This is a genomic window from Pseudoalteromonas sp. SR41-7, from assembly GCF_014163935.1.
GTDB classification, from domain to species: Bacteria; Pseudomonadota; Gammaproteobacteria; order Enterobacterales; family Alteromonadaceae; genus Pseudoalteromonas; species Pseudoalteromonas distincta.
Genome location: NZ_JACJEF010000008.1, coordinates 148163 through 174138 on the forward strand (window position 1 = coordinate 148163; position 25976 = coordinate 174138).

The 25976-nt window shown below is 39.0% G+C and carries 17 protein-coding genes and 1 tRNA gene; 11 read left to right on the top strand and 7 right to left on the bottom strand.

Features of this window, described 5'->3' with window-relative positions:
- Positions 1–42 precede the first annotated feature (42 nt).
- From iscR to H5092_RS12850, 8 genes are all read left to right on the top strand, one after another.
- Positions 43–534: a Fe-S cluster assembly transcriptional regulator IscR gene (gene iscR, locus H5092_RS12815; RefSeq protein WP_007586371.1), complete on the top strand. Its 492-nt coding sequence runs from the start codon at positions 43–45 to the stop codon at positions 532–534.
- 24 nt (positions 535–558) lie between these two features.
- The gene (locus tag H5092_RS12820) at positions 559–1776 is read left to right on the top strand and encodes an IscS subfamily cysteine desulfurase (RefSeq protein WP_002958425.1); all 1218 of its coding nucleotides are present in this window, start codon (positions 559–561) and stop codon (positions 1774–1776) included.
- Between the two features lie 41 nt (positions 1777–1817).
- Positions 1818–2201 carry a Fe-S cluster assembly scaffold IscU gene (iscU, locus tag H5092_RS12825; RefSeq protein WP_002958426.1) on the top strand — a complete coding sequence of 128 codons (384 nt, stop codon included), beginning with the start codon at positions 1818–1820 and terminating at the stop codon, positions 2199–2201.
- 12 nt (positions 2202–2213) lie between these two features.
- On the top strand, positions 2214–2537 hold the full coding sequence (gene iscA, locus H5092_RS12830) for an iron-sulfur cluster assembly protein IscA (RefSeq protein ID WP_002958427.1): 324 nt from the start codon (positions 2214–2216) through the stop codon (positions 2535–2537).
- Positions 2538–2619: 82 nt separating this feature from the next.
- Positions 2620–3147 carry a co-chaperone HscB gene (gene hscB / locus H5092_RS12835; RefSeq protein WP_182733635.1) on the top strand — a complete coding sequence of 176 codons (528 nt, stop codon included), beginning with the start codon at positions 2620–2622 and terminating at the stop codon, positions 3145–3147.
- 41 nt (positions 3148–3188) lie between these two features.
- Complete coding sequence (gene hscA / locus H5092_RS12840; RefSeq protein WP_182694801.1) at positions 3189–5051, top strand: Fe-S protein assembly chaperone HscA; 1863 nt, start codon at positions 3189–3191, stop codon at positions 5049–5051.
- A gap of 11 nt (positions 5052–5062) precedes the next feature.
- Positions 5063–5401: an ISC system 2Fe-2S type ferredoxin gene (fdx, locus tag H5092_RS12845; RefSeq protein ID WP_002958430.1), complete on the top strand. Its 339-nt coding sequence runs from the start codon at positions 5063–5065 to the stop codon at positions 5399–5401.
- A 254-nt stretch (positions 5402–5655) separates the two neighbouring features.
- Positions 5656–7083 carry an NAD-dependent succinate-semialdehyde dehydrogenase gene (locus H5092_RS12850; protein ID WP_182733636.1) on the top strand — a complete coding sequence of 476 codons (1428 nt, stop codon included), beginning with the start codon at positions 5656–5658 and terminating at the stop codon, positions 7081–7083.
- Between the two features lie 288 nt (positions 7084–7371).
- Here H5092_RS12850 and H5092_RS12855 read toward each other — a convergent pair whose 3' ends face one another.
- The 7 genes from H5092_RS12855 to H5092_RS12885 form a co-directional block, all read right to left on the bottom strand.
- Positions 7372–9033, bottom strand: coding sequence for an HD family phosphohydrolase (locus tag H5092_RS12855; RefSeq protein ID WP_182733637.1), 1662 nt, complete (start codon positions 9031–9033; stop codon positions 7372–7374).
- Positions 9005–11224 carry an adenylate/guanylate cyclase domain-containing protein gene (locus H5092_RS20830; protein ID WP_310735806.1) on the bottom strand — a complete coding sequence of 740 codons (2220 nt, stop codon included), beginning with the start codon at positions 11222–11224 and terminating at the stop codon, positions 9005–9007. The genes H5092_RS12855 and H5092_RS20830 overlap by 29 nt, the downstream gene beginning before the upstream one ends.
- A 20-nt stretch (positions 11225–11244) precedes the next feature.
- Positions 11245–12078: an MBL fold metallo-hydrolase gene (locus H5092_RS12865; protein ID WP_182733638.1), complete on the bottom strand. Its 834-nt coding sequence runs from the start codon at positions 12076–12078 to the stop codon at positions 11245–11247.
- A 9-nt stretch (positions 12079–12087) separates the two neighbouring features.
- Positions 12088–17940: an Ig-like domain-containing protein gene (locus H5092_RS12870; protein WP_182733639.1), complete on the bottom strand. Its 5853-nt coding sequence runs from the start codon at positions 17938–17940 to the stop codon at positions 12088–12090.
- Positions 17941–17979: 39 nt separating this feature from the next.
- Positions 17980–19101 carry a FecR domain-containing protein gene (locus H5092_RS12875; protein WP_182712121.1) on the bottom strand — a complete coding sequence of 374 codons (1122 nt, stop codon included), beginning with the start codon at positions 19099–19101 and terminating at the stop codon, positions 17980–17982.
- A gap of 12 nt (positions 19102–19113) precedes the next feature.
- Positions 19114–20439 (bottom strand): surface lipoprotein assembly modifier, encoded by a 1326-nt coding sequence (locus tag H5092_RS12880; protein ID WP_182733640.1) that lies wholly within the window; start codon positions 20437–20439, stop codon positions 19114–19116.
- A 562-nt stretch (positions 20440–21001) separates the two neighbouring features.
- Positions 21002–21077 (bottom strand) — tRNA-His (locus H5092_RS12885).
- A gap of 284 nt (positions 21078–21361) precedes the next feature.
- Between H5092_RS12885 and H5092_RS12890 the strand changes: the two genes are divergently transcribed.
- The 3 genes from H5092_RS12890 (at position 21362) to H5092_RS12900 (ending at position 25950) form a co-directional block, all read left to right on the top strand.
- The gene (locus H5092_RS12890) at positions 21362–22180 is read left to right on the top strand and encodes a mechanosensitive ion channel family protein (RefSeq protein WP_182733641.1); all 819 of its coding nucleotides are present in this window, start codon (positions 21362–21364) and stop codon (positions 22178–22180) included.
- A gap of 186 nt (positions 22181–22366) precedes the next feature.
- Positions 22367–23149 carry a YdiY family protein gene (locus tag H5092_RS12895; protein ID WP_024596589.1) on the top strand — a complete coding sequence of 261 codons (783 nt, stop codon included), beginning with the start codon at positions 22367–22369 and terminating at the stop codon, positions 23147–23149.
- A 122-nt stretch (positions 23150–23271) separates the two neighbouring features.
- Positions 23272–25950, top strand: a complete 2679-nt coding sequence (locus H5092_RS12900) for an SLBB domain-containing protein (protein ID WP_182733642.1) — start codon at positions 23272–23274, stop codon at positions 25948–25950.
- Positions 25951–25976 lie beyond the last annotated feature (26 nt).

Below are 25976 nucleotides of genomic sequence, written 5' to 3' on the forward strand. Positions count from 1 at the left end.
CTCTGGTAATTAAAATTTGCACTCTTTTGTGCAGGGGGCGTTATGAAGTTAACATCAAAAGGCAGATATGCCGTTACAGCTATGCTGGATGTTGCACTACACACAGGTGTAGGTCCTGTAGCCCTTGCTGATATTTCACAAAGACAAGAAATTTCTTTGTCTTACCTTGAACAATTATTTGCTCGTTTACGTAAAAATGGCCTAGTAAGTTCTGTTCGTGGACCTGGTGGTGGTTATTTACTAGGGCGTGAAGCGAGCGTTATCTCTGTTGGCGATATTATTAGCGCCGTAGACGAATCGGTCGATGCAACACGTTGCCAAGGTGCCGATACCGGCTGTCAGAGTGGTATGCGTTGTTTAACACATAATTTGTGGTCAGACTTAAGCGCACGCATAGAAGAATTTTTGAATAATATTACCCTTGCTGAATTGGTGGAAAAATCAGATGTGAAAGAAATAGCATCGCGCCAAGATAACAGTATCAATAATGCAATTAAGCAGTTGGAAAACATTCAAGTAAGCTGTCAACTTTAAGGTTGACCTGCAGCGGAGAGAGAAATGAAGTTACCGATTTATTTAGATTACGCAGCGACCACGCCTGTTGATGAACGTGTTGCTAAAGAAATGATGCAGTGCCTGACAATGGACGGTAAGTTTGGTAATCCTGCGTCACGCTCACACCGTTTTGGTTGGCAAGCAGAAGAAGCTGTTGACCAAGCGCGTACAGATATTGCTGATTTAATTAATGCAGACCCACGTGAAATTGTTTTCACATCGGGTGCAACAGAATCAAATAACCTTGCTATTAAAGGTGCAGCACAGTTTTACAAGAAAAAAGGTAAGCACGTTATTACCGCTAAAACTGAGCATAAAGCTGTAATCGACACATGTCGTGAGCTTGAGCGCCAAGGTTTTGAAGTAACTTACATGGACGTTGAAGAAAACGGCCTACTTGATTTACAAAAACTTGCCGACACAATGCGTGACGACACAGTACTTGTAAGCATCATGCACGTTAATAACGAGCTAGGTGTGATTCAAGATATCGCGACTATTGGCGAAATGTGTCGCGAACGTAAAATTATGTTCCACGTAGATGCAGCGCAAAGCGCGGGCAAAGTATTAATCGACGTGCAACAGCTTAAAGTTGATTTTATGTCGTTCTCTGCACATAAAGTGTATGGCCCTAAAGGTGTTGGTGCACTTTACGTTCGTCGTAAACCACGTGCTCGCCTTGAAGCGCAAATGCACGGTGGCGGACATGAACGCGGTATGCGCTCTGGTACACTAGCAACTCACCAATTAGTGGGTATGGGTACTGCGTTTAAAATTGCTAAGCAAGATTTCGAAAAAGATCACGCACACATCAGCGCCTTACGTAATCGTTTAATTGACGGCATTATGGCTGATATGGACGAAGTATACTTTAACGGCACACAAGACCAATCAGTACCGGGTATTGTAAACATCAGCTTTAACTTTGTTGAAGGTGAGTCGTTACTTATGGCAGTAAAAGACATTGCAGTATCGTCAGGTTCAGCCTGTACATCTGCAAGCTTAGAGCCTTCTTATGTATTACGTGCACTTGGCCGTAACGACGAATTAGCACATAGCTCAATTCGTTTTAGTATTGGTCGCTTTACTACCGAAGAAGAGATTGATTACACCGTCGAATTAATGAAAAACTCTATCGGTCGCCTACGTGAGATGTCTCCACTTTGGGAGATGCATCAAGAAGGTATTGATTTAGATTCAGTTGAATGGGCTCACCACTAATAGTGTGAGCACATACCCTAGCAGGTAATGAGGATAGAATAATGGCTTATAGTGATAAAGTAATCGACCACGTAGAAAACCCACGTAACGTAGGTACTCTAGATAAGAACGATCCGTCAGTGGCAACGGGTATGGTAGGCGCACCAGCATGTGGTGACGTAATGAAACTGCAAATTAAAGTATCTGCCACTGGCGTTATTGAAGATGCAAAATTCAAAACCTACGGTTGTGGTAGCGCAATAGCTTCATCTTCACTTGTAACAGAGTGGGTTAAAGGCAAAACGCTAGACGAAGCAGCGACAATTAAAAACACTGATATCAGTGCAGAGCTTGAGTTGCCACCAGTGAAAATTCACTGTTCAATTTTAGCCGAAGACGCAATTCAAGCAGCAATTGCAGACTACAAAAGCAAACAAGCGAAGTAAGAAGAGAAACTCATGGCAGTGACATTGACAGATGCGGCAGCAAACCGCGTACAATCATTTTTAGCAAACCGCGGTAAAGGTTTAGGCCTGCGCGTTGGCATTAAAACGACGGGCTGTTCAGGTCTTGCTTATGTACTTGAGTTTGTTGACGATTTAAACGAAGACGATGAAACTTTTGCGGCTAAAGGTGTCACATTAATTGTTGACGCTAAAAGCTTAGTTTACATCGATGGCACAGAGCTCGACTACACTAAAGAAGGCTTAAATGAAGGGTTTAAATTTAATAACCCGAATCAAGCAGATGAGTGTGGTTGTGGCGAAAGCTTTACCGTTTAAGCTTTAAATATCTTTGTAGTATAAATAAGCCCTGCCAGTTAATGTAGGGCTTTGTTATTTCTGAATATTATTGGTTGAAGTTATGCGTTACTTTGAATTATTTGCAGTCCCCGTTGATTACAATATTGATTTAGCAACGGTTAACAAGCACTACTTGGAATTACAGCGTACTGTACATCCCGATCGCCACGCGAATGCGAGCAGCCGCGATAAGTTAATGGCTGTGCAAAGCACTGCCGAAATTAACGATGCGCTACAAACATTAAAGCACCCAGTAAAACGTGCTGAATATATGTTGAGCGAGCTAGGCGTTGATATTCGTGCAGAGCAGCAAACCTTGCAAGATCCAATGTTTTTAATGCAGCAAATGGAACTTCGCGAAGAACTTGAAGAGCTAACATCAGATAGCGATCCTGATACCGCCATTGCAAATTTTGAAAAACAAATTAAGCAATTAAACGCGCAATACAGTGCACAACTTGCTGAGCAATTAGCAAGTAATGATGAGCAGCAATATCAACTTGCCGCAGATAATATTCGTAAACTGAAGTTTGTTTATAAGTTACGTGAAGAACTAGAGCGTATCGAAGACAGTTTATTTGACGATTAATTACTTGCTGCAAAGCGAGCAACACGAGTTTAAAGAGCATTATGGCATTATTGCAAATTGCTGAGCCGGGGCAAAGCGCGGCACCACACGAACATAAACTAGCAATTGGTATTGACCTTGGTACAACTAATTCATTAGTTGCAACAGTGCAAAGCGGCGAAGCCCGCACGTTAACTGATGATCTTGGCGCGGCTATGTTACCGTCGGTTGTTCGTTATCAAGCAGGCGGTATTACTGTTGGCGCAGAAGCTGCACAAGCAGCAACGCAAGACCCTGCTAACACACTTATTTCGGTTAAGCGTTTTTTAGGTAAAACTCAGGCTGAAATAGAGCAAAGTTATGGCCAACTACCGTATGAATTTTGTGAGCACAATGGTGCGCTAGCAATAGAAACTGCGGCAGGTAAAATTAGTCCAATTAAGGCATCAAGCCATATTTTAGCCGCATTAAAAGCACGAGCTGAGCAAAGTTTTGGCAACCAAGAAATTTTAGGGGCTGTAATTACAGTACCAGCGTACTTTGATGACGCGCAGCGCCAAAGTACTAAAGATGCCGCAGAGCTTGCTGGTATTAACGTACTACGTTTATTAAATGAGCCAACAGCAGCAGCGGTTGCTTATGGTTTAGATTCAGGTCAAGAAGGTATTATTGCAGTTTACGATTTAGGTGGTGGTACGTTTGATATATCAGTACTTAGATTACACCAAGGTGTGTTTGAAGTAATGGCAACCGGTGGCGACTCTAGCCTCGGCGGCGATGACTTTGATTCGCTCCTTGTTGATTACTTTAAGCAGCAAACAGGTGTGTCAGCATTATCACCTTCAGTTTTACGTTTATTTATCAATAAAGCAAAAGCGTGTAAAGAAGCATTAAGCCAATACGCTAAAGTAAACGTGGGCCTTGAGTTTGACGATCAAAAATACACCGTTGAAGTAACGCGCGAAACGTTTGATGAAATGGCTATGCCACTAATTAAAAAAACGCTGCGCTCGTGTCGTCGTGCTGTAAAAGATGCTGGCATTGAAAATGAAGAAGTGCTGCAAGTTATTATGGTAGGCGGTTCAACCCGTATGCCATTGGTACGTAGCCAAGTACAAAGCTTTTTTGATAAAGAGCCGCTAACTTCAATCGATCCTGATCGTGTTGTAGCCTTAGGTGCCGCGCTTCAAGCCGACGTGTTAATTGGCAATAAGCCCGATTCTGACATGTTATTGCTTGATGTCTTACCGTTATCGCTAGGCCTTGAAACGATGGGTGGTTTGGTTGAAAAAATCATTCCGCGTAATACAACGATTCCGGTAGCACGCGCACAAGAATTTACAACGTTTAAAGACGGTCAAACAGCCATGTCATTACATGTGCTGCAAGGTGAGCGTGAGCTTGTTGATGATTGTCGATCGCTTGCTAAGTTTAGCTTAAAAGGTATTCCACCAATGGCGGCAGGCGCTGCGCATATTCGTGTAACCTTTAAAGTTGATGCTGATGGCCTATTAAGTGTTTCAGCTATGGAAAAATCAACAGGTGTACAAGCTGAGATTCAAGTTAAGCCTTCGTTTGGTTTATCTGATGACCAAGTAGCTAACATGCTAAAAGAATCAATGAGCAACGCTAAAGGCGACATGCAAGCGCGTATGCTTAAAGAGCAACAAGTAGAAGCGTTGCGCGTAATAGAAGCGCTTAATGCATCACTTGAAGCCGATGGTGCATTACTTGACGATACGCAACTAGCTAACTTACGCGCTGAAATTGCAGAACTGGTAAAAGTGCGCGAAAATGCACAAGAGCCTGGCGAAATTAAAGCAGCTATCGAAAAAGTCGATAATGCGAGTAGCGACTTTGCATCGCGTAGAATGGATGCATCAATTAAAAAGGCCCTTACAGGGCAGTCAGTAGACAACATTTAAGAGAGATTAGAATGCCACAAATTGTTTTTCTTCCACATCCTGAATTATGTCCTGACGGCGCTGCAATTGAAGCTCCTACAGGTCAAACGGTACTCGACGCTGCGCTTAAAAATGGTATTAGCATTGCGCATGCTTGTGAAAAGTCTTGTGCATGTACTACGTGTCACTTAGTGATTCGTGAAGGATTTGACTCACTTGAAGAAAGTGATGAGCTAGAAGACGACATGCTAGATAAAGCATGGGGCTTAGAGCCTGAGTCACGCCTTGGTTGCCAAGCAATTATAAGAGATGAAGACCTAGTGGTTGAAATACCTAAGTACAATCTCAATATCGTTAATGAAGAGCACTAGTTTTTAACGATGTATATATTAAAAGCCGCTGTTTGATATAGCGGCTTTTTTGTTTGTGAATTGTAGGCGTGACAAGCAAAGCTCGTATGTTATTTTGCAGGCAAGCAAAGCTTGCTGGCGTTATGTGTTTTAACTCTAGGTTATAAATATAGAAGCTGCGCTTCTCACGTGAGCAAAGATCCTAAAATGTTAGCCTTGGCTCTATGCCACGCATTAAAAGCTAACACCTTAAAACGTAATTTTGGAGGTTTATTTTGAGTAATCTTATTTTTTCTGACTCATTTATTAACGGCGAATTTTATAAAACCGATACGCGCTTTAGCGTTAACGATCCCGCTACCGAAAAAAGTATTGTTGAAGTAAGTGATATTGACGAGCAGGGTGTAAATAGCGCAATAAACGCAGCTCAAGGGGCTTTTGTTAAGTTAAAAACGACAAATGCCACTGAGCGAAGCGAAACCTTGATGCGCTGGTATGAGCTAGTAATAAAACACAAGCAAACACTTGCAGAGCTAATGACCAAAGAGCAAGGCAAGCCACTCAAAGAATCTCTTGGTGAGATTGATTACGGTGCAGGTTTTATCAAATGGTTTGCAGAAGAAGCCAAACGTAGTTACGGAGATGTAATTCCGCCAACAGATGACTCGCATCGTTTAACTAGCTTTAAGCAGCCTGTCGGTGTTGTAGCGGGTATAACGCCGTGGAACTTTCCTATTGCTATGGTTACTCGTAAAGTAGCGCCAGCCTACGCTGCGGGCTGTAGCTTTATACTCAAACCTTCTGAACACACGCCACTTTGTGCTATCGCACTTGCTTACTTAGCTGATCAAGCTGGTTTTGTTAAAGGTGCATTTAATGTAATGGTTTCTCAAGATGCCAAAACAGTAGGTAAAATGCTGACTGACTCAGAAGTTGTGCGTAAGTTTACATTTACCGGTTCTACCGGTGTAGGTAAGCAGTTGCTATCGCAATGTGCTGACACAATTAAGCGCACCTCGATGGAGCTTGGCGGTAATGCACCTTTTATTATTTTTGATAATGCCGACTTAGATGAAGCTGTTGAAGGGCTAATGGCGGCTAAATTTAGAAACAGTGGGCAGGCATGTGTTGCTGCAAACCGTATTTTTATACAACGTAATATTCTCGACAAAGTACTTTCAAAAATCACGCCTAAGGTTGCAGCATTAAAAGTGGCAAATGGTTTTGAAGACGGGGTTGATATTGGTCCGCTTATTTACCCTAAAGCCAAAGAGAAAGTACAGCAGTTAGTACAAGACGCACTCGATAAAGGCGCGACGCTGATTGGCGATAATAGTGACTTAGGTGGCAGCTTTCAAAATCCATTAATAGTAAACAATGTCACCACAGAAATGGATATTTATCACGAAGAGGTATTTGGTCCGGTATTAACGGTTATTCCTTTTGATGAAGAAAGTGAAGTGCTTGCACTTGCTAACGATGTACCATTTGGCCTAGCAGCCTATTTTTACAGCCAAAATATTAAGCAAATTTACCGAGTTAGTGAAGGGCTTGAATTTGGTATGGTCGGCGTAAATGAAGGTGTTATATCAAACCCAGTAGCGCCATTTGGTGGTGTTAAGCAATCTGGTTTAGGCCGAGAAGGCGGCCATCAAGGGCTTGATGAGTACTTAGAAGAAAAGTACGTGTGTATTAAAATATAACGCCCGTTAAGTTTATGAGCGCGAATTTACTTCGCGCTTTTTTATGACGTTAATATGGCAGATATATGAACTTTACCTTTTACTGTTGCTACACAGAGCACTAAATGCTACCTTTGGAGCCATATTTTTTGTTAATAAAACAACATAAAAAAACAAATAAAAAGTAAAAGGATTTCTATAAGTAGAAATAACCCCGTGTGTAAATGCCACCGTATGGTGGCATTTTTTTGTTTGAATAGTTATAGACTGTAATAAGCGCATTTTGAATAAAGGCATGGCTTATAGGTGCTAACTTATAGGTGTGTAACCGGGTAAGTTATCAAAATCTATCTCATCTAACTGCTCAGGATCTGCATACTCGTTGATATAATTTTTATAAACCTCTGACTCAATAAAAATAGCAAAAATATCACCATCAAGATGGTTTTTAGCAACCATTGACCCTAAAATAAATAAACACTCACTGACCGGTTTTGCTTTTTTGTAGGGCCTATCTACTGCAGATAGCGCTTCAAAAATATCCGTAATAGCCATTAACCTTGCAGGCACCGACATTTGCTCTTTGGTTAAACCTCTTGGGTAACCAGTACCATCAAGTTTTTCATGATGACCTAAAGCATATTCAGTAACATTGCTTAAGTGTTTAGGAAACGGCAGGGCATCTAAAATATTTTTAGTTACATCCATATGACGCTTCATTACTTCACGTTCGGCTTCGGTTAGCGTGCCTCTTCGTATTGTTAAGTTTTCAACTTCATCAGCTGAGAGCAATGGTGTATTAATATCATTAATAACGAGTTGGTATTTGTTTGCAATGCGTTCAATGTGCTCAAGTTCTACATCACCTAAAAACTCGCCCCCTACATTCACACGCTGTAATAATGCACGGTCTAATGCCAACTGTTTAAGCTCGGTATCAAGTAGGCGTTCAAATTGTTGAACTTCGATAGGTTTTTGCAGCTTCATCGCACAGATGATCTTTTGCTGATACGCTATTTTTAAATCTCGGCTAATTATTTCAAATTTAGCATCTACATATTTTATTCGATCAAAAATAGTTTCTAGTTTTGTCGACTTTTCCATGATGTGATCGGGGGTCGCTATTTTCCCACAGTCATGTAACCAGCCAGCTATATCAAGCTCATGTCGGTCAGCTTCAGTCATCGAAAATGAAGCCAAAGGACCTTTATTTATATCATTAACGGCATCAGCTAGCATTAACGTGAGTGCTGGCACTCGTTTACAATGGCCACCGGTATGAGGAGACTTTTCATCTATTGCCATCGCAATTGTTTCAGCAAAGGTCGAAAAGAGATCTTCCATTCCCTTAATTAGTGTTGAGTTAGTTAGCGAAATAGCGCCTAAAGAGGCAAAAGATCGAATTAGAGTGACGAGCTCTTCACTAAAAGGAATGTTTTTATTTTGCGCATCTTTTACATTTATAAGCTGGATTACGCCAATAATGTCATCTTCATGATCTTTTAAAGGAATTGTTAGCATGGACTCAGAACGATAACCCGTGCGTGCATCCATTTTGCGTGCAGCGCTCATATCAAAAGGCAAGGCATCATACACGTCAGGAATGTTAATCACTTCCCCTGTATTAACAGAATGCGCAACAATAGCAGTGTCATTTGGTTTGCCATCAATAAAAAGATCTATATTAGGAAAATCAACAGGACCACCTAACGTGCCACCTAAATAAAGATTTAATGACTTGTTTATTACCGTTTCAAACTTGAGTTGTTTGTTTGGGGTAATAGAGTAAATGCTGCCAGCATCAGAATGTGCTATCGACATTACAACTTGCAGTATTTCATCAAGTAACTTAGACGAGTTTTTTTCGGTTGTTAGTCTAATGCTAATATCGATAAAGTGCTGAAGATTTGTTTTGTCTTTAATGTGCTGTCGCATATGTTTACTACTTTTGAGTATGTTTGAAGGCACCATTCCAATCCTTAGCTAGTGTTTGCAAATCAGTGCCCTTAATACGTTCAATAAAAATGGCATAAATGTTGGGGCTAAATACGGTTGTACTGCGTAGTTCTTTAAATAAGCTAAGTGCTTGTGGCCAGTTTTTATTATAAAAAAGCGTCATGGCCTGCTGCGACTTTTTAACTTCATTTAACTGCTCTTCATCGAGCTTATCTGTAAAGTTTATAGGTTCAAACAACTGTACAGCGGCTGTTTTACCAACAACTTGCACTTTATCTATTAAACGAAATGAAATATGAGGGCATTTTTTCATTGTCTCTTCTGTAACAAGAATAGCTACGCCATAAAATTTGGTCAAGCTTTCTACTCTAGCACCTAAATTAACAGTATCACCAAGAACTGTATAGGCTTTACGGTAAACCGAACCCATATCACCTACATTCATGTCGCCAGTACTTAAACCGATACCTATTTTTATTGCAGGCTGGTTGTTTTCTGCAAATAACTGATTTATTTTCGTTAACCCGTTGATCATAGACATTGCGGCTTCAACACCATGGCGAGCGTGGTTTTCATCTTTCAGTGGGGCATTCCAAAATGCCATCACCATATCGCCTACGTACTTATCAATAGTTCCGTGATGATCAAATATGATTTTGGTAATAGCTGTAAGATATTCGTTTAAATATTCACTTAACTGATGAGGCGACATACTTTCTGATAGTGAAGTGAAACTACGAATGTCGGCAAACAACACCGTCATATTTTTTCGCTCACTTTTTTGAGATAAACTTTTACCTTGAAGTATCATTTGGTTTATTCGCTCAGGAGGAACATATTGGTCAAACATAGATTTTATTTTTCGGCTGTGTTTCATTTCAGCGATAGAGCCTACAATGATGTAATAACCGGCTAATATAATGATAAGTAAAAGAGGCATTAATAAAGGTAAACTAATTTTTTGTACTGACCATAAATAAACGTTTAAAAATATAACGACACTTGTGACTGTAAGAGACAAAACAATAATAAAACGTGCGCTCTTAGCGTGGCTAAAAAACGACAGTACGCAACCCGTCAATGCAATGATGAGTAAGCTTGCTCCCTGTGACCAATTAGGTTTAGATGGCAGTAGCTCTGGGTGCATTAACCCTTCAAATATATTGGCATGAACCTCCACACCCGGGTATTGCAAACCAACAGGTGTTGATCTTAAATCAGCAAGCCCTACGGCGGAAGTACCAATAAAGGCTACTGTGCCTTCTAATTCATCTAAACCAATTTTTTTGGTCAAAATATCGGTAGCCGAATAATAGGGGAAGCTATGCGCACGCCCTTTGTAAGGAATTAATATTTGCCCATACTCATCAGTTTGAATCCACTTATCTTGAAACTTTATACCTTCGAATAAGGTTATACCATCTAACCTATTGGAACGGGTTTCTATGTTTTCAGCAAGGGTATAAAGTCGAGCAACTTCAAGTGCTAAAGAAGGATAAAGCTTATCGCCAACTCGATTTATAAGAGCTGCTTTACGTATAAAGCCATCTTCGTCAATATGTGCATTAATAAAGCCGGTGCCCGTTGCAGCATTTTGTAACTGTGGAATATTTACAATAGCACCAGGAAACTGGTTTATTTGTGAATTAGTGTGCTCTTCGCTTGCCCATACAACACTGTTTTTAGCTGGCAAGTTTTGATTAGTCAGTTGTTCATCAATTAGTAAAAAACCAAGAACAGTATCATTTTTAGATAATGCGCTTGCTAGTTTTGTGTCTGCATCGACTTGTTTAGTAATTTCAGCAAAGGGGATGGTGTACTTTTTTGATAAATCAGGAATTTCAGACATAATTTTTGTAACAGGGTTTTCTTCCTGTTCAGAAAAAAATATATCGAATGCAATAACAATAACACCTGCATCACTAAGCTTTGTAACAAGGTCTGCTAATTTTGAGCGACTCCAAGGAAAGCGTCCTTGTTCTTGCATGCTCTTTTCATCGATATCAATTATTACAACGGTTTCATCTATGCGCCTAGGCGTCTCTGAAAGCGTCAGTAATAATCGAGAGTCGTATATTATACCTTCTACACGGTTAACTAACTTTGCAAGCGACCCAGTTGAAAATAACTCTATTGATGCAATTATTAACGTAATAACAGCGCCAATAAAAAAGTGCTTTGAGGTAATGGGTTTTAAGAAGCTAATGAGTAACGCTCCTTGATAGACTAAAAATCAAAAACTCGTCCTTCTCGGCCGCATTCTATTTTTACCTGTTGAGCGTACTGCGTGTGTAAATATTTTTCTATAGCCAACAACTGTTCATCGGTTCTTGATGGATCGTGGCTAATAATAATCACATTTTTAATACTCGCTTTTATAGCAAGCTCAGCAACCTGATCTATGGTGCTATGACCCCAACCATGCTTAAGAGGCAAGTCTGCATCTATAAATTGAGCATCGTGAATTAGTAAATCAGCGCCTTCAATAAAATTACTCCATTCGCAAATACTTGTGTTTAGCTTGTCTGGTGGGTTTAGCTCATTGTCGGTAACGTAAGCTATCTTTTTTTCATCTGCTTTAATGCAATAAGCAGTACCGCCACCAGGGTGATTCAGTGGAGCAGTAGAAACCAAAAAACCGTTAAGTGTAAATTGCTTTTGAGACGATAAATCAGTATTAAGCGTAATGCTGGCAGGTAAATCCTGATAACACACAGGAAAGTACGAACCACTCATTTGCTTTAATATGGCATCTTGGCTTTTTTTATCATCAACGTTGCCAGCTACAATGGTTATATTGCGGTTGGGCTGGTAGATAGGTTTAAAAAAAGGAAACCCTTGAATATGATCCCAATGATTGTGCGTTAGCAAAATATTGATAGGACTTTGTGTTTCTAGTAAACGTGTACCGAGTTCTACAATACCGGTACCAGAGTCTAAAATAAGATCTTTACCGTTGTTTTGTTCAATGTACACACATGAGGTATTTCCCCCAAAAATGTGTGTATTACTTCCAGCTGAAGGCATCGAGCCTCTAACACCAAAAAATTCAACTTTCATAATTTAAGGCTAAGCTCCATCTGCTTCAAAATTGAATTTAGAAATACTAACATTGTTAGAGTTAGTGTCATTACAAGTGCTACTTACAACAACTTGGGTATCATTTTGCAGGATAATTGAAGTAAATACATGTGTACTGACACATTGGCTTGCTTCATAAAATCCGACACCACTGGCTCCAAACGTATTATCTAAAGTACCGTCAGTTAAAATGCGCGCTAACATGCCTTTATTGTTGCCCATACCAACTAAAACAATATTGTTGTTGGTATCAAAAACGGCACTTTTTACTTCGGTATCTCCCGTTGAAGCTAATGTATATTGGCCTAAAGGGTAGCTGTCATCAATTACTCCGGATGCGAGTAATCGCGTAATACTGGCTTTATTAGGCGTATCTACAACGTTTGCAATTAAATATAATTTATTTGATTCGTCGACTAAAACTTTTACCATTTTATTCTCGGAATCAATGGTTGTTTCACCTATGTATTTGTAGGTTTGCTCACCGTCGGAGTCGAGCTTTAATGCTATTAATTCTGAACTGGCACCTGATACAGATTTACCACCAATAAAAATACTATCATCACTGATAAAAACACTTTCATAATATTCAAAAGGTGTTCCTATAATTTTTCCATTGCTACCAAAGTCATCGTCAAGTGTACCGTCAGAATCTAGCATCATGATAAACGAACTAGGAGTATCGGCTATAACTACAGAGCCAACTGCTACAACGTTGCCATCATGTAGTGCTAAATCAGTTAAGTTAAGCTTTTCAGCATCTGAAATAGAAGTAGAGTAAATACCATCACTGGCGAATGAGGTATCTAAATCACCATTTTGATCGACTTTAGCTATAAAGCCCTCTTCACCGTCAGTTTTGCTTTTAGATCCCGCAACAAATAAGCTGCCGCTATTGTGTTCAACCAACGCTATATTAGGTACGCTCAAATCTATGGCAATTTCTTTATGACCACTTTCGCTAAAGCTAGTATCTATAGCCCCCGTACTCGTAAAGCGTGTTAATACCAACTTAATAATTGAGTCCGATTTAGCCGTTGATGCAAGAATATACTTACCGGCATGAGGGTCATTGCTAAGTTGTAAAACGTGCATTGATTGATCGTCAGATTCTGCGCTTATAGTATCAAAAGCAAGATAACCAACGTCTGCAAAGTTGGTAAATAATGTGGCTTGCTCGTCAATTGCTGCAACAAATGGTTTAGTGGTTGAGTCGTCAATAACACCCGATACCCATACTGTATCATTCGCATCTATAGTTGCCGATTTGGCAAATTGCTTACCATTGATACCTGAAATAATATTAATACCTGATGCACCATAAGTACTATCAAGTGAACCATCAGACATTAAAATACGGGCAGAAAATAGTTTTTCACTAGCAGAAACACCGGTAGTGCCAGATAAAGTAATTCCATTTTTAATTGGCTCGTATTTTACGCCTGTTACGTTCGCGCCACCATTACCTGCACCACCGTTACCATCAATATCGTAAATAGCAGTACCTGCATCACCAAAACTCGTTATAAGAGTACCCGTTTTATCAATAGCCAAAACCACGGCTTCTTTTTCACCACTGTTACGAGTTATGTAACCACCTGCAAAAGCTGTAAAGTCGGTGTTTTTAGCACCGCCAATTGCAAATAATTCGTCATCTTTATTATTCTCAGACAAGTCGAACGATAATGCTGCGCTACCATTAAAACTTCCGTTGTTTTCACCATCAGAAATTAAATAACGAATAAGTACGTCTTTATCGCCAGTTGCACTTGTGACACTGCCAACAACCATAAGATCAGAGCTATTAAAGTTTTTAATAGCAAACGCTTCGTCATCTCTACTAGCGCCGCTCACATCGACAATTTTAGGGCTTCCGGCTTCATAAGCGAGCGTAGATATATCGTATTTTATCCATAAGCTATCGCTGTCGTTACCATTAAATGACTTACCAACAGCCTGAATTTTATTGTCGCTAAATTCAAGGTCATTAATCACGAGGGTGCTTGCTAATGCGGTACAGTGAATACCTGAATTATTATCTCCAGAGTTATTACTTAATACGCCAGCGGTATTCATTTTCAACAAACATGCTTCGGTATTTGTGCCATCAAAACTAGTGTAAGCAACAAAGAGGCTTGTACCATCAGAGATGATAGCTGTTGCTTGTTCATCATTTTCTAAATCTAATACTTTAACGCCATCACCATTAAATGCTGTATTTATCACACCACTCGTTGTATACGATGCAATAACAATATCTTTGTCGCTGTTATTACTAAAACCTACAAAGTAAAGGTTATTATTTAGCTCAATACTGTCATTAAATTCACCGCTTGAAAAAACTCCAGAAAGCTCAAGTTCACCTGTTATAGGGCGACCAAATGTTTCATCTTCAACAGGAACTAGGGGCTCCATATCATCAGTGATATCAATTATTATATTAATAGGAGTTGTTTCGTTAGGCGTACCGTCGTCAGTAATAGCTAGGCTCAATATGTACTGAGGAGTTGTTTCAAAATCAAACGGGCTTTCACCTTTTACAGTTAATAAGCCAGAATCATTATTTATTTCGAATATGGGGGCACCACTGAGTATGGTGTAACTTAAATTTTGGTTCTCAATGTCTGAGGCACTAACAGTCCCAATAGTGTCGCCATCGGTTGCGTTTTCGCTAATATTAAAACCTTGGTTTGACGCAACTGGAGCATCGTTAATAGGAGCAATCGTAATTGACAAACTACCAGTATCTGTAGCGTTATTCCCATCATCAACAGTATAACTGACAACAACAATACCGTTGGTATTTACAGCCGGTGTGTACTGTAGTTTGTTATCAATAACGGATACTGAACCGCTATCGGCTGACGCTGCTGTTATGCTTAGGCTATCACTATCAGCGTCTAAATCATTAATCAACACATCAATGAGTAGCGGTGCTGCATCTTCAGCCATGGTAGCCGAATCGGCGTTTGCTATTGGAGCATCGTTTACGGGAGTAATAGTGATAGTTAACGTTGCTGTACTGGCGCCGCCGTTGCTATCGCTTACAGTATAAGTAACTGTTGCTAAGCCGTTGTCGTCGGCTGCCGGTGTATATTGAATTTGATTGCCAACCACTGATACAGAGCCAATATCAGCTGAGGCAGCACTGATCGTCAGGCTGTCGCCATCTTCATCTGAGTCATTTGCTAATACGTTTATCAGTATTGGCGCTGCATCTTCATCTATTGTAGCTGAGTCTGCGTTGGCCATTGGAGCATCGTTTACGGGAGTAATAGTAATTGTTAAGTTAGTAGTTGCAGTACCGCCGTTACCATCACTTATTGTGTAGTTAATAATTGCTGTTCCATTTGTATTAGGAGCAGGCGTATATTGGATTTTATTATCAACAACAGATGCAGAACCTCTATCTGCAGTAGCTGCTGTTATCACAAGAGTATTGCCATCAATGTCGGAGTCATTAGCTAATACGTTAACTAATAACGCAGGAGCATCTTCGTTCATCGTTGCTGAGTCAGCATTTGCAGTTGGGGCATCATTAACGGGTGTAACGGTAATCGTCACACTTGCTGTTCTGTCGTTTATACCTTCATTACCAGTGCTATAACCATCAGTAATGGTGTAAGTTAGCACTATTTCACCTGAAAAATTTGCTGGTGGAGTAAACTGTATTTTTCCGGCGACAATAGTCGCTTCTCCAGCAGTATTTTCTATATTAGAAATACTTATTGTATCGCCATCTGCATCAGTGTCGTTAGCTAGCACATCTAATAAAGATGCAGAGCTGTCTTCGTCTAACGTATATTGATCGTCATTGGCTTGTGGAAAAGTATTAACGCCGCTTTCACTTAAGGTTACTTGAGCTGTTGCAGTTAAGCCTTGCTCATTTGAAATTGAATAGGTAAAGCTATCTACACCAATAAAACCTAAGTCTGGCTGATAGGTAAACGAGCCATCAGCATTTAATGTAAGTTCCCCATTTTGAGTTGCATTAATTGCTGTGGTATTAACCGATAAATCACCAGCCTCAATATTAAAGTCGTTAATTAATAAGCCATTTTGTACTGTTACTTCAAATAGTTTATTTTTGCTAAATTGATAGGCATCATTTTGTGCAACAGGGTTATCGGGTTCGCTGTTTATTACTAAAGTTACTGTGGCTGTAGAGGTTGCACCTAATGAGTCAATAGCTTGATATTGAAATTGATCAACACCATTAAAATTAGCATCCGGCACATAACTAAAGCTGCCATCAGTTGCTAATAATAGTTGGCCATGTGTGGGTGCCACCATAAACGTTTCATCAACTGAAAAACTGTCATTATTTGGGTCAGTATCGTTACTAAGCACACCATTGGCTGCTGTAACCACAAGTGTTTCATCTTCGCTTAAACTATAGCTATCATTGTTTGTTACAGGGGCTACGTTAGTGTTTGAACTTACAATGGTTACATTTGCAATAGCCTGAGCACCTTGTGCATCAACAACTCTGTACTGAAAGCTGTCTTGGTCTTGCATATTTTGCTCGCCTTGGTATTCAAAGCCACCATTATCAAAAAGGGTTAATTGTCCTCTTGTTGGTTCGCTAACCGGCGTTGTATCAACAGTTAAGTCATCTAAGTCTATATCGCTATCGTTTATAAGTAAGCCTGGCGATAGGACAACTAAGGTTCCATTGTTTGTAATGCTGTAAGTATTATCAAGCGCAATAGGAGCGTCGTTAATAGCTAAAATGGTTATCTCTACAACTGCGGTATCTGTCATACCTAGCTCGTTAGCAACTTGATAGCTAAAGGCATCTTCACCATTAAAGTTTGCAATAGGGATATAAGTAAAATCCCCATTTTCATTTATATTAAGAGTGCCATGCTGCGGTAGAATTAATGCATCTGCATTTACACGTAAATCGCCACTGTATTGATTCGTATCATTTGTTAGCACGTTACCTTGCAGAGTTTGATCTTCATTTATCTGAAACTGATCGACATTGGCCTCTGGTGCAAATGCAAGCTCTCCACCCACTGGCGCTATATTTATTATATTAGCAAAACCACTTTCACCACTGCCATCAACACCGGTAATAAGTACTTGGTAACTTTTATCTGTAAGTGACTCGGTAATGCTTAATGCAGTATCTTGAATACTTAAAAATTGTTGCCCATTCTCTAATTCATTAATATTAGTAGATGAGACTCCAGCTTGAGTTGCAATATAAACGTTGTAACGATTAAGTTCGGGGTTAGCTTGCCACGAAAGATTAATATTATCTTCGTCTCGTTGTGCTGTAACACCTTCAATTTGATATGGTTGCCAGTTAAAAGTGATTGCATCAGCAAGTACTTGATTATTTAAAGTGTCAGTTATCCATATTTCGAGACGTATTTCCCCAGGAATTACGCCATAAAGCGCAGGGCTGAGGCCTATAATTGACTTTTCGTAGCCAACACCACAATCAGAAGAACAAAGTGATATGCTTTTATTAACGCTAGGGAGTACTAAATTAACTTCAGCAATGCCATCAGTATCCGAAGCTTCAAGTAAAAAAGAAACATTACCTTGTACGGTGTCGTTTGTTTGTGGAAAAACAATATTAGCGCGAGTATTAGCTAAACTTGCTCCAACAACTCCTCTACTTGAAGTGACAGCACCTAAAACTTTTGTACTCTTGGTTTGATTACTCGCTATAACACCAGCCAAATTTATATAGCTAGTCACCGATGGCGGTACTACTTCAGCCGTAGGTGATTGTATTGTCTCTTGAGTGGGGCTTTCTTCTGAGCCTCCACAGGCACTTAACAAAAACACCATAGAACCAAGCAAAAATAAATTTTTTGCTGTCATTTTAAATACTCCATAATAAAAGCTTTGTATCCAATGTGTTTATGGTTCTAATTTAAAAGAACCGCTAGCATTTACATCAGGATTATTTATTTCGTTAAGATTAAAGTTGCCAGTAATATTGTCTAGGTCATTCAAAAATATTGCATCAACATCGCCCTCGGCTTTATTGTTACCATGGGATGCAAATGTAACGGCCAGCTCAAGTTCGCTTAAATTTATTAAGCCGCTGTAAGCTGCATACCAATTTCCACCGGCGTCATTAAAACTAATTTCGCCATCAGGTACGGTGCCATTATCAAAATCAACTGCCATAGTCATAGCAAAGTCAGTAACAGCACCCACACTCGAATTTACATTAAAGCTTGATGCCTCATAGTTAAATACACCTTGGCGCTGAGCTATTTGATCGACTAAAGATGCGCTGCTAACAGTTTGAAATTGTTGTTCAGAATATATATCCATAACACCTGTATCTGCTTCAAAAGTATTTACTTCAACTTCAGTTACCGATGCTTGCTCAGTTTCTTCTTCGTTGTCGCCTTTAGGGTCAATTGCTACTATATTTTGATCAAACACACGTGCCGCACGTGTTGTTTTAAAGACTTCACCAGTGGCTGTAATTTGTGCAAACGAAAATGCTTCGTTATCACCCAAAGAAACCACGTTATTATTTTCTAACGTTAAATCTATTGCGCCATCCCATACCGCTAAAAATACATCGCCTTTAACCAGTTGAACTTCAAAATGCGTTCCGCGTATACCAATAGAGCCTACGGGAGTTTTTACACTATAAGAGCCGCCATTTTTTTTAATTACGCCGGAAATAGAGCGCAAACCGCCTTTAAGTAACTCAATAGAAGCAGAGCCTTGTTGGGTATTGTCATTAAATTCGTAGTTAGCAATATTTAATACTGAGTTTTCTTTTAAGGCTATTAAGCCACCATCCAACATCGAAAATTGCGCTTTGCTTTTCTCTCCAGTCGTAATGCGATCTACGCCAAAAACAGTATCTCTGCGCTGCAACTGTCGTTGTTGTTCATTGCTTCCATCAACCGCGAGTACAGAGCCTCGTGCTAAAATAGTTTTACCAGCAGGGTCGTTTGCTTGTGTATAAAAACTTACACAAAGTAAAGTGGTAATTACAGGGAGTAAATGTTTCATAAATACCTTAAATTAAAATGAGTAAGAAGCGCTTAAATTTATATCTAAACGGTCATATTCGAATAAAGAAATATTACTGGATTTATCTTGATAGTTGGCAGCCAACTGTATGGCTAAATCGCGATTAACTAAGTAGCGAACAGAAGTTGAGAACATAAAGAGGTTATCGGCACGTTCTTGTAAAAATAAAGGGTGATCATCTTTATAATTAATCCATTGGTATCCAGCAAGAGATAACAACTGCCAATGTTGAGCCAACTGAGTATTCACTTGGTAGTACAAGCTCGTAATATTACGGCTATTAAATTCACCTTCAGTAATGTCCGCTTCCTCGCTTTTAGCGTTAATGCTTAAGCTTTGAAACCAATTTTTAGCTGCATAGCTAGCACCTGCATTCATCGCATAAAATGAGTTATCGAGCTTTTCATCAAATCTATTGTTTAAAACACCCGCAGTCAAAGAGCTAAATAAATTAACTTGTTTATTTAGCGTAAAATTAGCTCCGGCCGTTAAAGCTGATTCAGTACGATAAAGTTCGCCATTAAGCATCAACGGAGTGGTAGCAACTCGTGCAAACCAACTTATGTCATTTTGTTTATATTGATAGGCGGCATTAATGTGCGCATTTATACGATCGTATTGACTGAGTTCTTCAAACTTGTACCACCCGGTATCAATACTTAAAGTGATTAAGCTTTTTTGATCAATAGGGTGAGAGTACTTTCCTCTGTAATTAAGTCGTGCATAGTTGTCCTGCGTACTTTTACTTTCTGGCGATAACAAAAACTCACCAATATTAGGAATTATAATCGTATTTTCTGCAGTACCTGCGTTTACGTTGCCATCTACGCCAAGGGCAAGCTCAATATTTTGTTTATAAGAGCGTCCAGCCTCTTGTTGCTTAAGTGCAGCAGTTTCTAGCAATGACTGTGCAGAAGACTTTATATTATTAGGTGTGTCAGGTGAGTTAATTAGTATTAAAGCTTGAGTATCGGCAGCAGGTAAATTATTAACTGTTAAATAAGCACGAACTAAGTACAAGCGAGCTTCATACCATCTAGGATTATTTTCAACCACGCGTTCAAAGGCAAATACAGCTGGCGCCGCATGCCCTGTTTTAAGTGCACTGACCCCTAATAAAAAGTCGTATACGGGTTCGCCCAGGTACTGGTATTCGCTATTACTTTTTTGATAAGCCTGAGTGTATTTTTTTTCAGAAACTAGTTTTTGAAGCTCAATCAATAGCTTATTGAATTCATCATTGCTTTGAGCCAATGAGTTAAAGCTCATTACAGCTAAACAACTACACAGTAAATTTCTTAAAACCTGTTTAATCATGTTTAATTTTATATCCCAGTAGAAGTTTGATGTTTTGTAAAAAGTGATGCCAACATTAGAAACCTACCACTTTTTGTAGCTAAGTATAGTTAATACAGTCACATTGGTTAATAAATTGTAGATAAGTAATGAGTTATACCAATCCGCGATAATACTTAGTCATTTTGCGGGGCTAAACGTGTCGCTACCTGTGTTAAAAAATTCTCATATACGACTGCATGGATGCAGAGCAATGCAGGAGCAATTGCCGAGAACAATGAAATAGCGAATTTTTTGCCTAGCTATCAATATGTTTTTCCATCCTCAAAATAGAACACTTAATTAAGCGAATTGGAGTTAAATACTTGTTTATTAAGTGTTATTACTAATTAGGGGGTGTTGAGCTTTGTGGGTTGAAATTTTTAATCTAGGAGTGATTTAATCGCTGCGTGAGATTTGTAAATTAGTGGGTTTAACTAGAGTATGAATAATTGTGTTGTAAGGTTAATATAGTAGCAGGTTTTAGAATTTATATAATAGGATAATTAATAGGGTATAAATATGAGGCTTACTAGGAAAAAAATGGGGCGATTGACGGGGCTTGAACCCGCGACAACCGGAATCACAATCCGGGGCTCTACCAACTGAGCTACAACCGCCACTACACACACCTCGTTTGGTGTGGCGCGCATAATACATAAAATAATAATTGTTGTGAAGCCTAAAAGTGAAATAAATTAAAATAATTTAAATCAGGCAAATATAATTAGTATTTAGTCGTTAATATTTTTTCAAGGTAGGCTATGTTTTATCGCATAAATACCTCTAAAAAATCGAATATACTTGCATTTAATAGTATTAATTCATTATTTCATGAGAATAAATTGTAAATTAATGTATAATAATGCCCGAAAACGCTTAATAAAAAACATTTGGAGTAGATATGGATTCAGTACTTAATTGGCTTAACGATAACTCAGGCCTAATTTTACACTACGGTATACAAGCAGTTGTTGCGCTTGTTATCTTTTTACTTGGTAGTCGTGTTGCTAAGTTTTGTTCTAACTTAACTGAAAAAGGTTTTGCTAAAAAGAAAGTAGATAAAGCTGTCGGTTCATTTGTTTCAAGTATTGTGTACACACTTGTATTTGCTGTAACTATTTTAATGGCACTTTCGCAAATTGGCATTGAAACAACTTCGTTCATTGCTATTTTAGGTGCTGCCGGTTTAGCTGTTGGTTTAGCATTACAAGGTTCATTATCTAACTTCGCATCAGGCGTACTAATTATTTTACTTCGTCCATTTAAGTCTGGTGACTTTGTTGAAGCAGGTAATAAAATGGGTACGGTTAAAAAAATCGAAATATTCTCAACTGAACTACGTACTCCAGATAACAAAGTAATTATCGTACCAAACTCTCAAATAATGTCTGGTGCTATTACTAACTTCTCACGAGAGTCTACTCGTCGTATCGATTTAGTTATTGGTGTTGGCTACGATGCTGATTTACGTCACGCAAAAGAAGTATTAAAATCTGTATTAGATGCAGAAACACGCATACTTAAAGATCCAGCTTACAATGTATCTGTAAATGAGTTAGGCGATTCAAGTGTTAACTTTATTGTTCGCCCTTGGGTTAACGCTACTGATTATTGGCCTACTTACTGGTCATTAATGGAAAATATTAAAATTGCATTAGATGATGCAGATATTACTATCCCATTTCCACAAATGGATGTTCACTTTCACAAGCAAGACTAATTTTAAATAGTTATTTAATTAAAGTTATCTTTAATTGTTGTAGTGCTAAAAAGCTATTAAACATAAAATTTTCATGCGGGATCTGCCGCATGAAAATTTTTTACATTATTACTTAGCTGTTTAGCTTGCTCTAACAAGTAATGCTTTAATAAAATAGATGTACATTTATCCAAAGGTTATTTTTTAATGAAATTAAAGCTTTTATCAGTTTTAGTTGCGGCTTCTGCTGCAACAAACGCATTTGCTGCAGACGCAGAACAAAGAACATGGGAAGTTACCAGTGAATTAGGTGCTATTGTCACAAGTGGTAATACAGAAACGACCACACTTAAAGGTGGCATCAAAGTTCAGCACAATCTTGAACACTGGAACAACGAATACAAGCTAGACGGCATCTACAAAGAAGATGAAGTTGAAGATGCTAATGGCGACAAAAATAAGCAGCGCACTAACGAGAAGTATTCAATTTCTGCACAAGGTAATTACAAATTAAATGAAGATCATTCTCATTTATTCATTTATGGTTCACACGTTTCAGATTATTTTGGAGCGTATAGAAGTGAGTCAGTAATTTCTGCAGGTTACGGTTTACGTTTATTAAACGAAAAAACTATGTGGCTAAGTGCTGAAATTGGTCCTGGTTATAAATACTTTGAATACCCAGATGACAGCACTGAAGTTGATGACAACGGTAACTCTCTTGCTGGTGAATTTGAAGGCGAAGTAATTGCCTTAGGTAAGTTAGATTACAACTGGCAAATTTCTGAGAATGCACGTTTTACTCAATTAGTTGCTGTAGAGTATGGTGATACAAACACTAAAACTCGTTCTGAAACTGCATTACTTGCAAAAATAAACGGCTCGTTACAAATGAAAGTCGCTTTTAATGTCACTAACAACTCAGATGTTGCTGACGATAAAGAAAGCACTGACACTGAAACGTCATTCACGTTGGTTTACAGTTTTTAACCAATGTAGTTAAGTTAATTACACTAAAGTGACAAAAGGGACGAAAGTCCCTTTTTTATTTGCCTAAAATTAAGGTATTATAGCGGCCAATTTTGGTTGTAGACCTAGGGATATACCTACTCGTGAAAGTTTTTACACAATTAATTAGTGCTTTTATTCTACTTTGTAGTTTTAGTGCTTTGGCTTTTACGCCAACAGCGTCTCAAATTGAGCAATTTAAAAAGTTACCGAAAGCTCAACAAGAAGCCCTCGCAAAACAGTATGGTGTTGACATATCAACGATCACTGGTTCAAACCAATCTAATAATCAAAATAATACACAGCAACAAAATAGTATTGGTGAGCGTACCGAGCCAGAAAAAGAAGAGCTTACAGATGAAGAGCGCTTTAAACCAAAAACAGACGAATTAAAGCCGTACGGTTACGAATTGTTTGCAGGTGAACCAACTACATTTATGCCAAGCGAAAATGCCGCAGTACCAGATACATATATTGTGGGCCCTGGCGATCAATTAAAAATAAACTTTTATGGTAAAGAAAGTGACAGTTTTGAAGTTATAGTTGACCGTGAAGGACGTATTAGTATTCCAGATTTAAGCCCTGTAGAAGTGGCCGGTTTGACCTTTGCTGAAATTAAAGAATTAGTAAAAGTAAAAGTAGAGCAAGAGGTAATTGGTGTAAAAGCGTTTGTATCGCTTGGTCAGCTTCGTAGCATGCGTATTTTAGTGCTAGGAGAGGCTTACAAGCCCGGTAGCTACAGTGTTTCATCATTAACAACCGTTTCGCACGCATTATTCGTAAGCGGTGGCGTATCTGATATTGCTTCTCTTCGTAATATTCAAGTTAAACGCGCAGGCAACGTAGTTGCAAACTTTGACCTTTACGACTTACTTATTAATGGCGATAGCAGTAACGATATCGTATTAAAGCCGGGCGATGCTGTATTTATTCCATCAGTTGGCGCTCAAGTAACAGTTGAGGGTGCAGTTAAACGTCCCGCTATTTTTGAACTTAAAAAAGGCGAATCTGCTAAGCAGTTATTAGCGATGGCCGGAGGCCTTAAACCCAATGCATACGCTAAAAGCGCAATTGTAGAGCGCTTTAATTTCGATCGTAAAGAAGTACTCTCGGTCGATTTTTCAAAACCACAAATTAACTATATCCCACAAGATGGCGACCGTATTCGTTTTAATTCGGTTAGCTCGCAATACCAAAATTCAGTTAGCTTAATCGGTGCTGTAGCGCGCCCTGGTAATTATCAATGGCATCAAGGTAAACGTATTTCAGATGTACTTAAGTCAGTACGTGGTGATTTACTGCCACAAGCGGATTTAAGCTACGGGCTTGTTATTCGTGAAATTAATATTAATGGCGATATTGAAGCGCATCAGTTTGATGTAGCCCAAGCTATTATCAAAAACCCTGAAAATAACTTACAGCTTCAGAGCAACGACAAAATTGTTATATTTAGTCGCTTTGAAGAAAAAGAAGCAGAGCAATCAGCTCTAGCAAATATGGCCCTTAGCCAAGAGCAACAAGAGCAGCAACAAAAAGCAGAGCAATGGCACAAGTTTGAGCAAAAAGAGTTCGAAAAATATATTGGTGTTAATCAAGAAGGCGAAGAGCTTGTTCTTGAAGACAATAAAATACTAACAATTGCTGAAATTTCTAAACGCAAAGCAAAAGAAGAAGAAGACCAAGAACTCAAACCTGAGGATTATGCATTATTTAGTCGCCATAACTTATTAGCGCCGATTATTGCTAAATTTAAACAGCAAGCATCAGTGCAACAAGCAATGCAATTAGTTGAAATCAGCGGGAATGTAACTTTCCCTGGTATTTATCCACTAATGATTGGTGGTGAGGTAAGTGATTTAATAACAGCAGCCGGTGGCCTGTTAGAGTCTGCCTACGTAAAACAAGCTGAAATTACACGTATTGTAGCCAGCGATGGTTCTAAAATAGAACACTTAAGATTTGACCTTGAAAGCGCCATGAAAGGCGACCTTCAAAGTAATATTACATTACAAAGTAAAGACAGCATCAACGTTTTTGCAATTCCAAATTGGCAAGAAAATGTAAAAGTAGAATTAAAAGGCGAGCTTAAATTTCCAGGTACGTACACTATACGCCGTGGTGAAACGCTAACTGAATTACTTGATCGCGCGGGTGGTTTTTCACAATTTGCAGAACAAAAAGCAGCTGTATTTACCCGTACATCAATTAAAGAGCAAGAGGAAAAGCAGTTAGCGCGTTTATCTACAGAGCTTCGCCGCGACATTGCCTCTAAAAGCTTCCAAAACTCGGTAAGTAGCAACACACTTTCTTATGAAGAAATGAACAAGCTGTTAAACGACCTCGCAAGTGTAGAAGCCGTAGGACGTTTAGTAATTGATTTACCTTTAATTGTAAATAATCAACAAAACTTAGTACTGCAAGATGGCGATACACTTTATGTACCAAGTAAGCGCGATTCAATCAGCGTAATTGGTGAAGTTAATTACTCAACATCACATCTTTATAAATCAGGTGTTAGTGTTGATGATTATATAGCGCTAAGTGGTGGCCTTAAAGAGCGTGCGGCTGAAGATCGAATTTACATTATTAAAGCTAATGGTTCAGTGAAAATACCAAACACAGGTGGCTGGTTTGCAGCAAATAATGCTGACCAGTTAGAACCAGGGGACACAATAGTTATCCCAATGGATGCAGGGCATATGGATAAGCTAACGCTTTGGAGTACAGCAACGCAGATTCTTTATCAGCTTGGTGTGGCTGTAGCTGCTATTGGTAGCCTTTAACAAATATGCGCGACTTTATGTCGCGC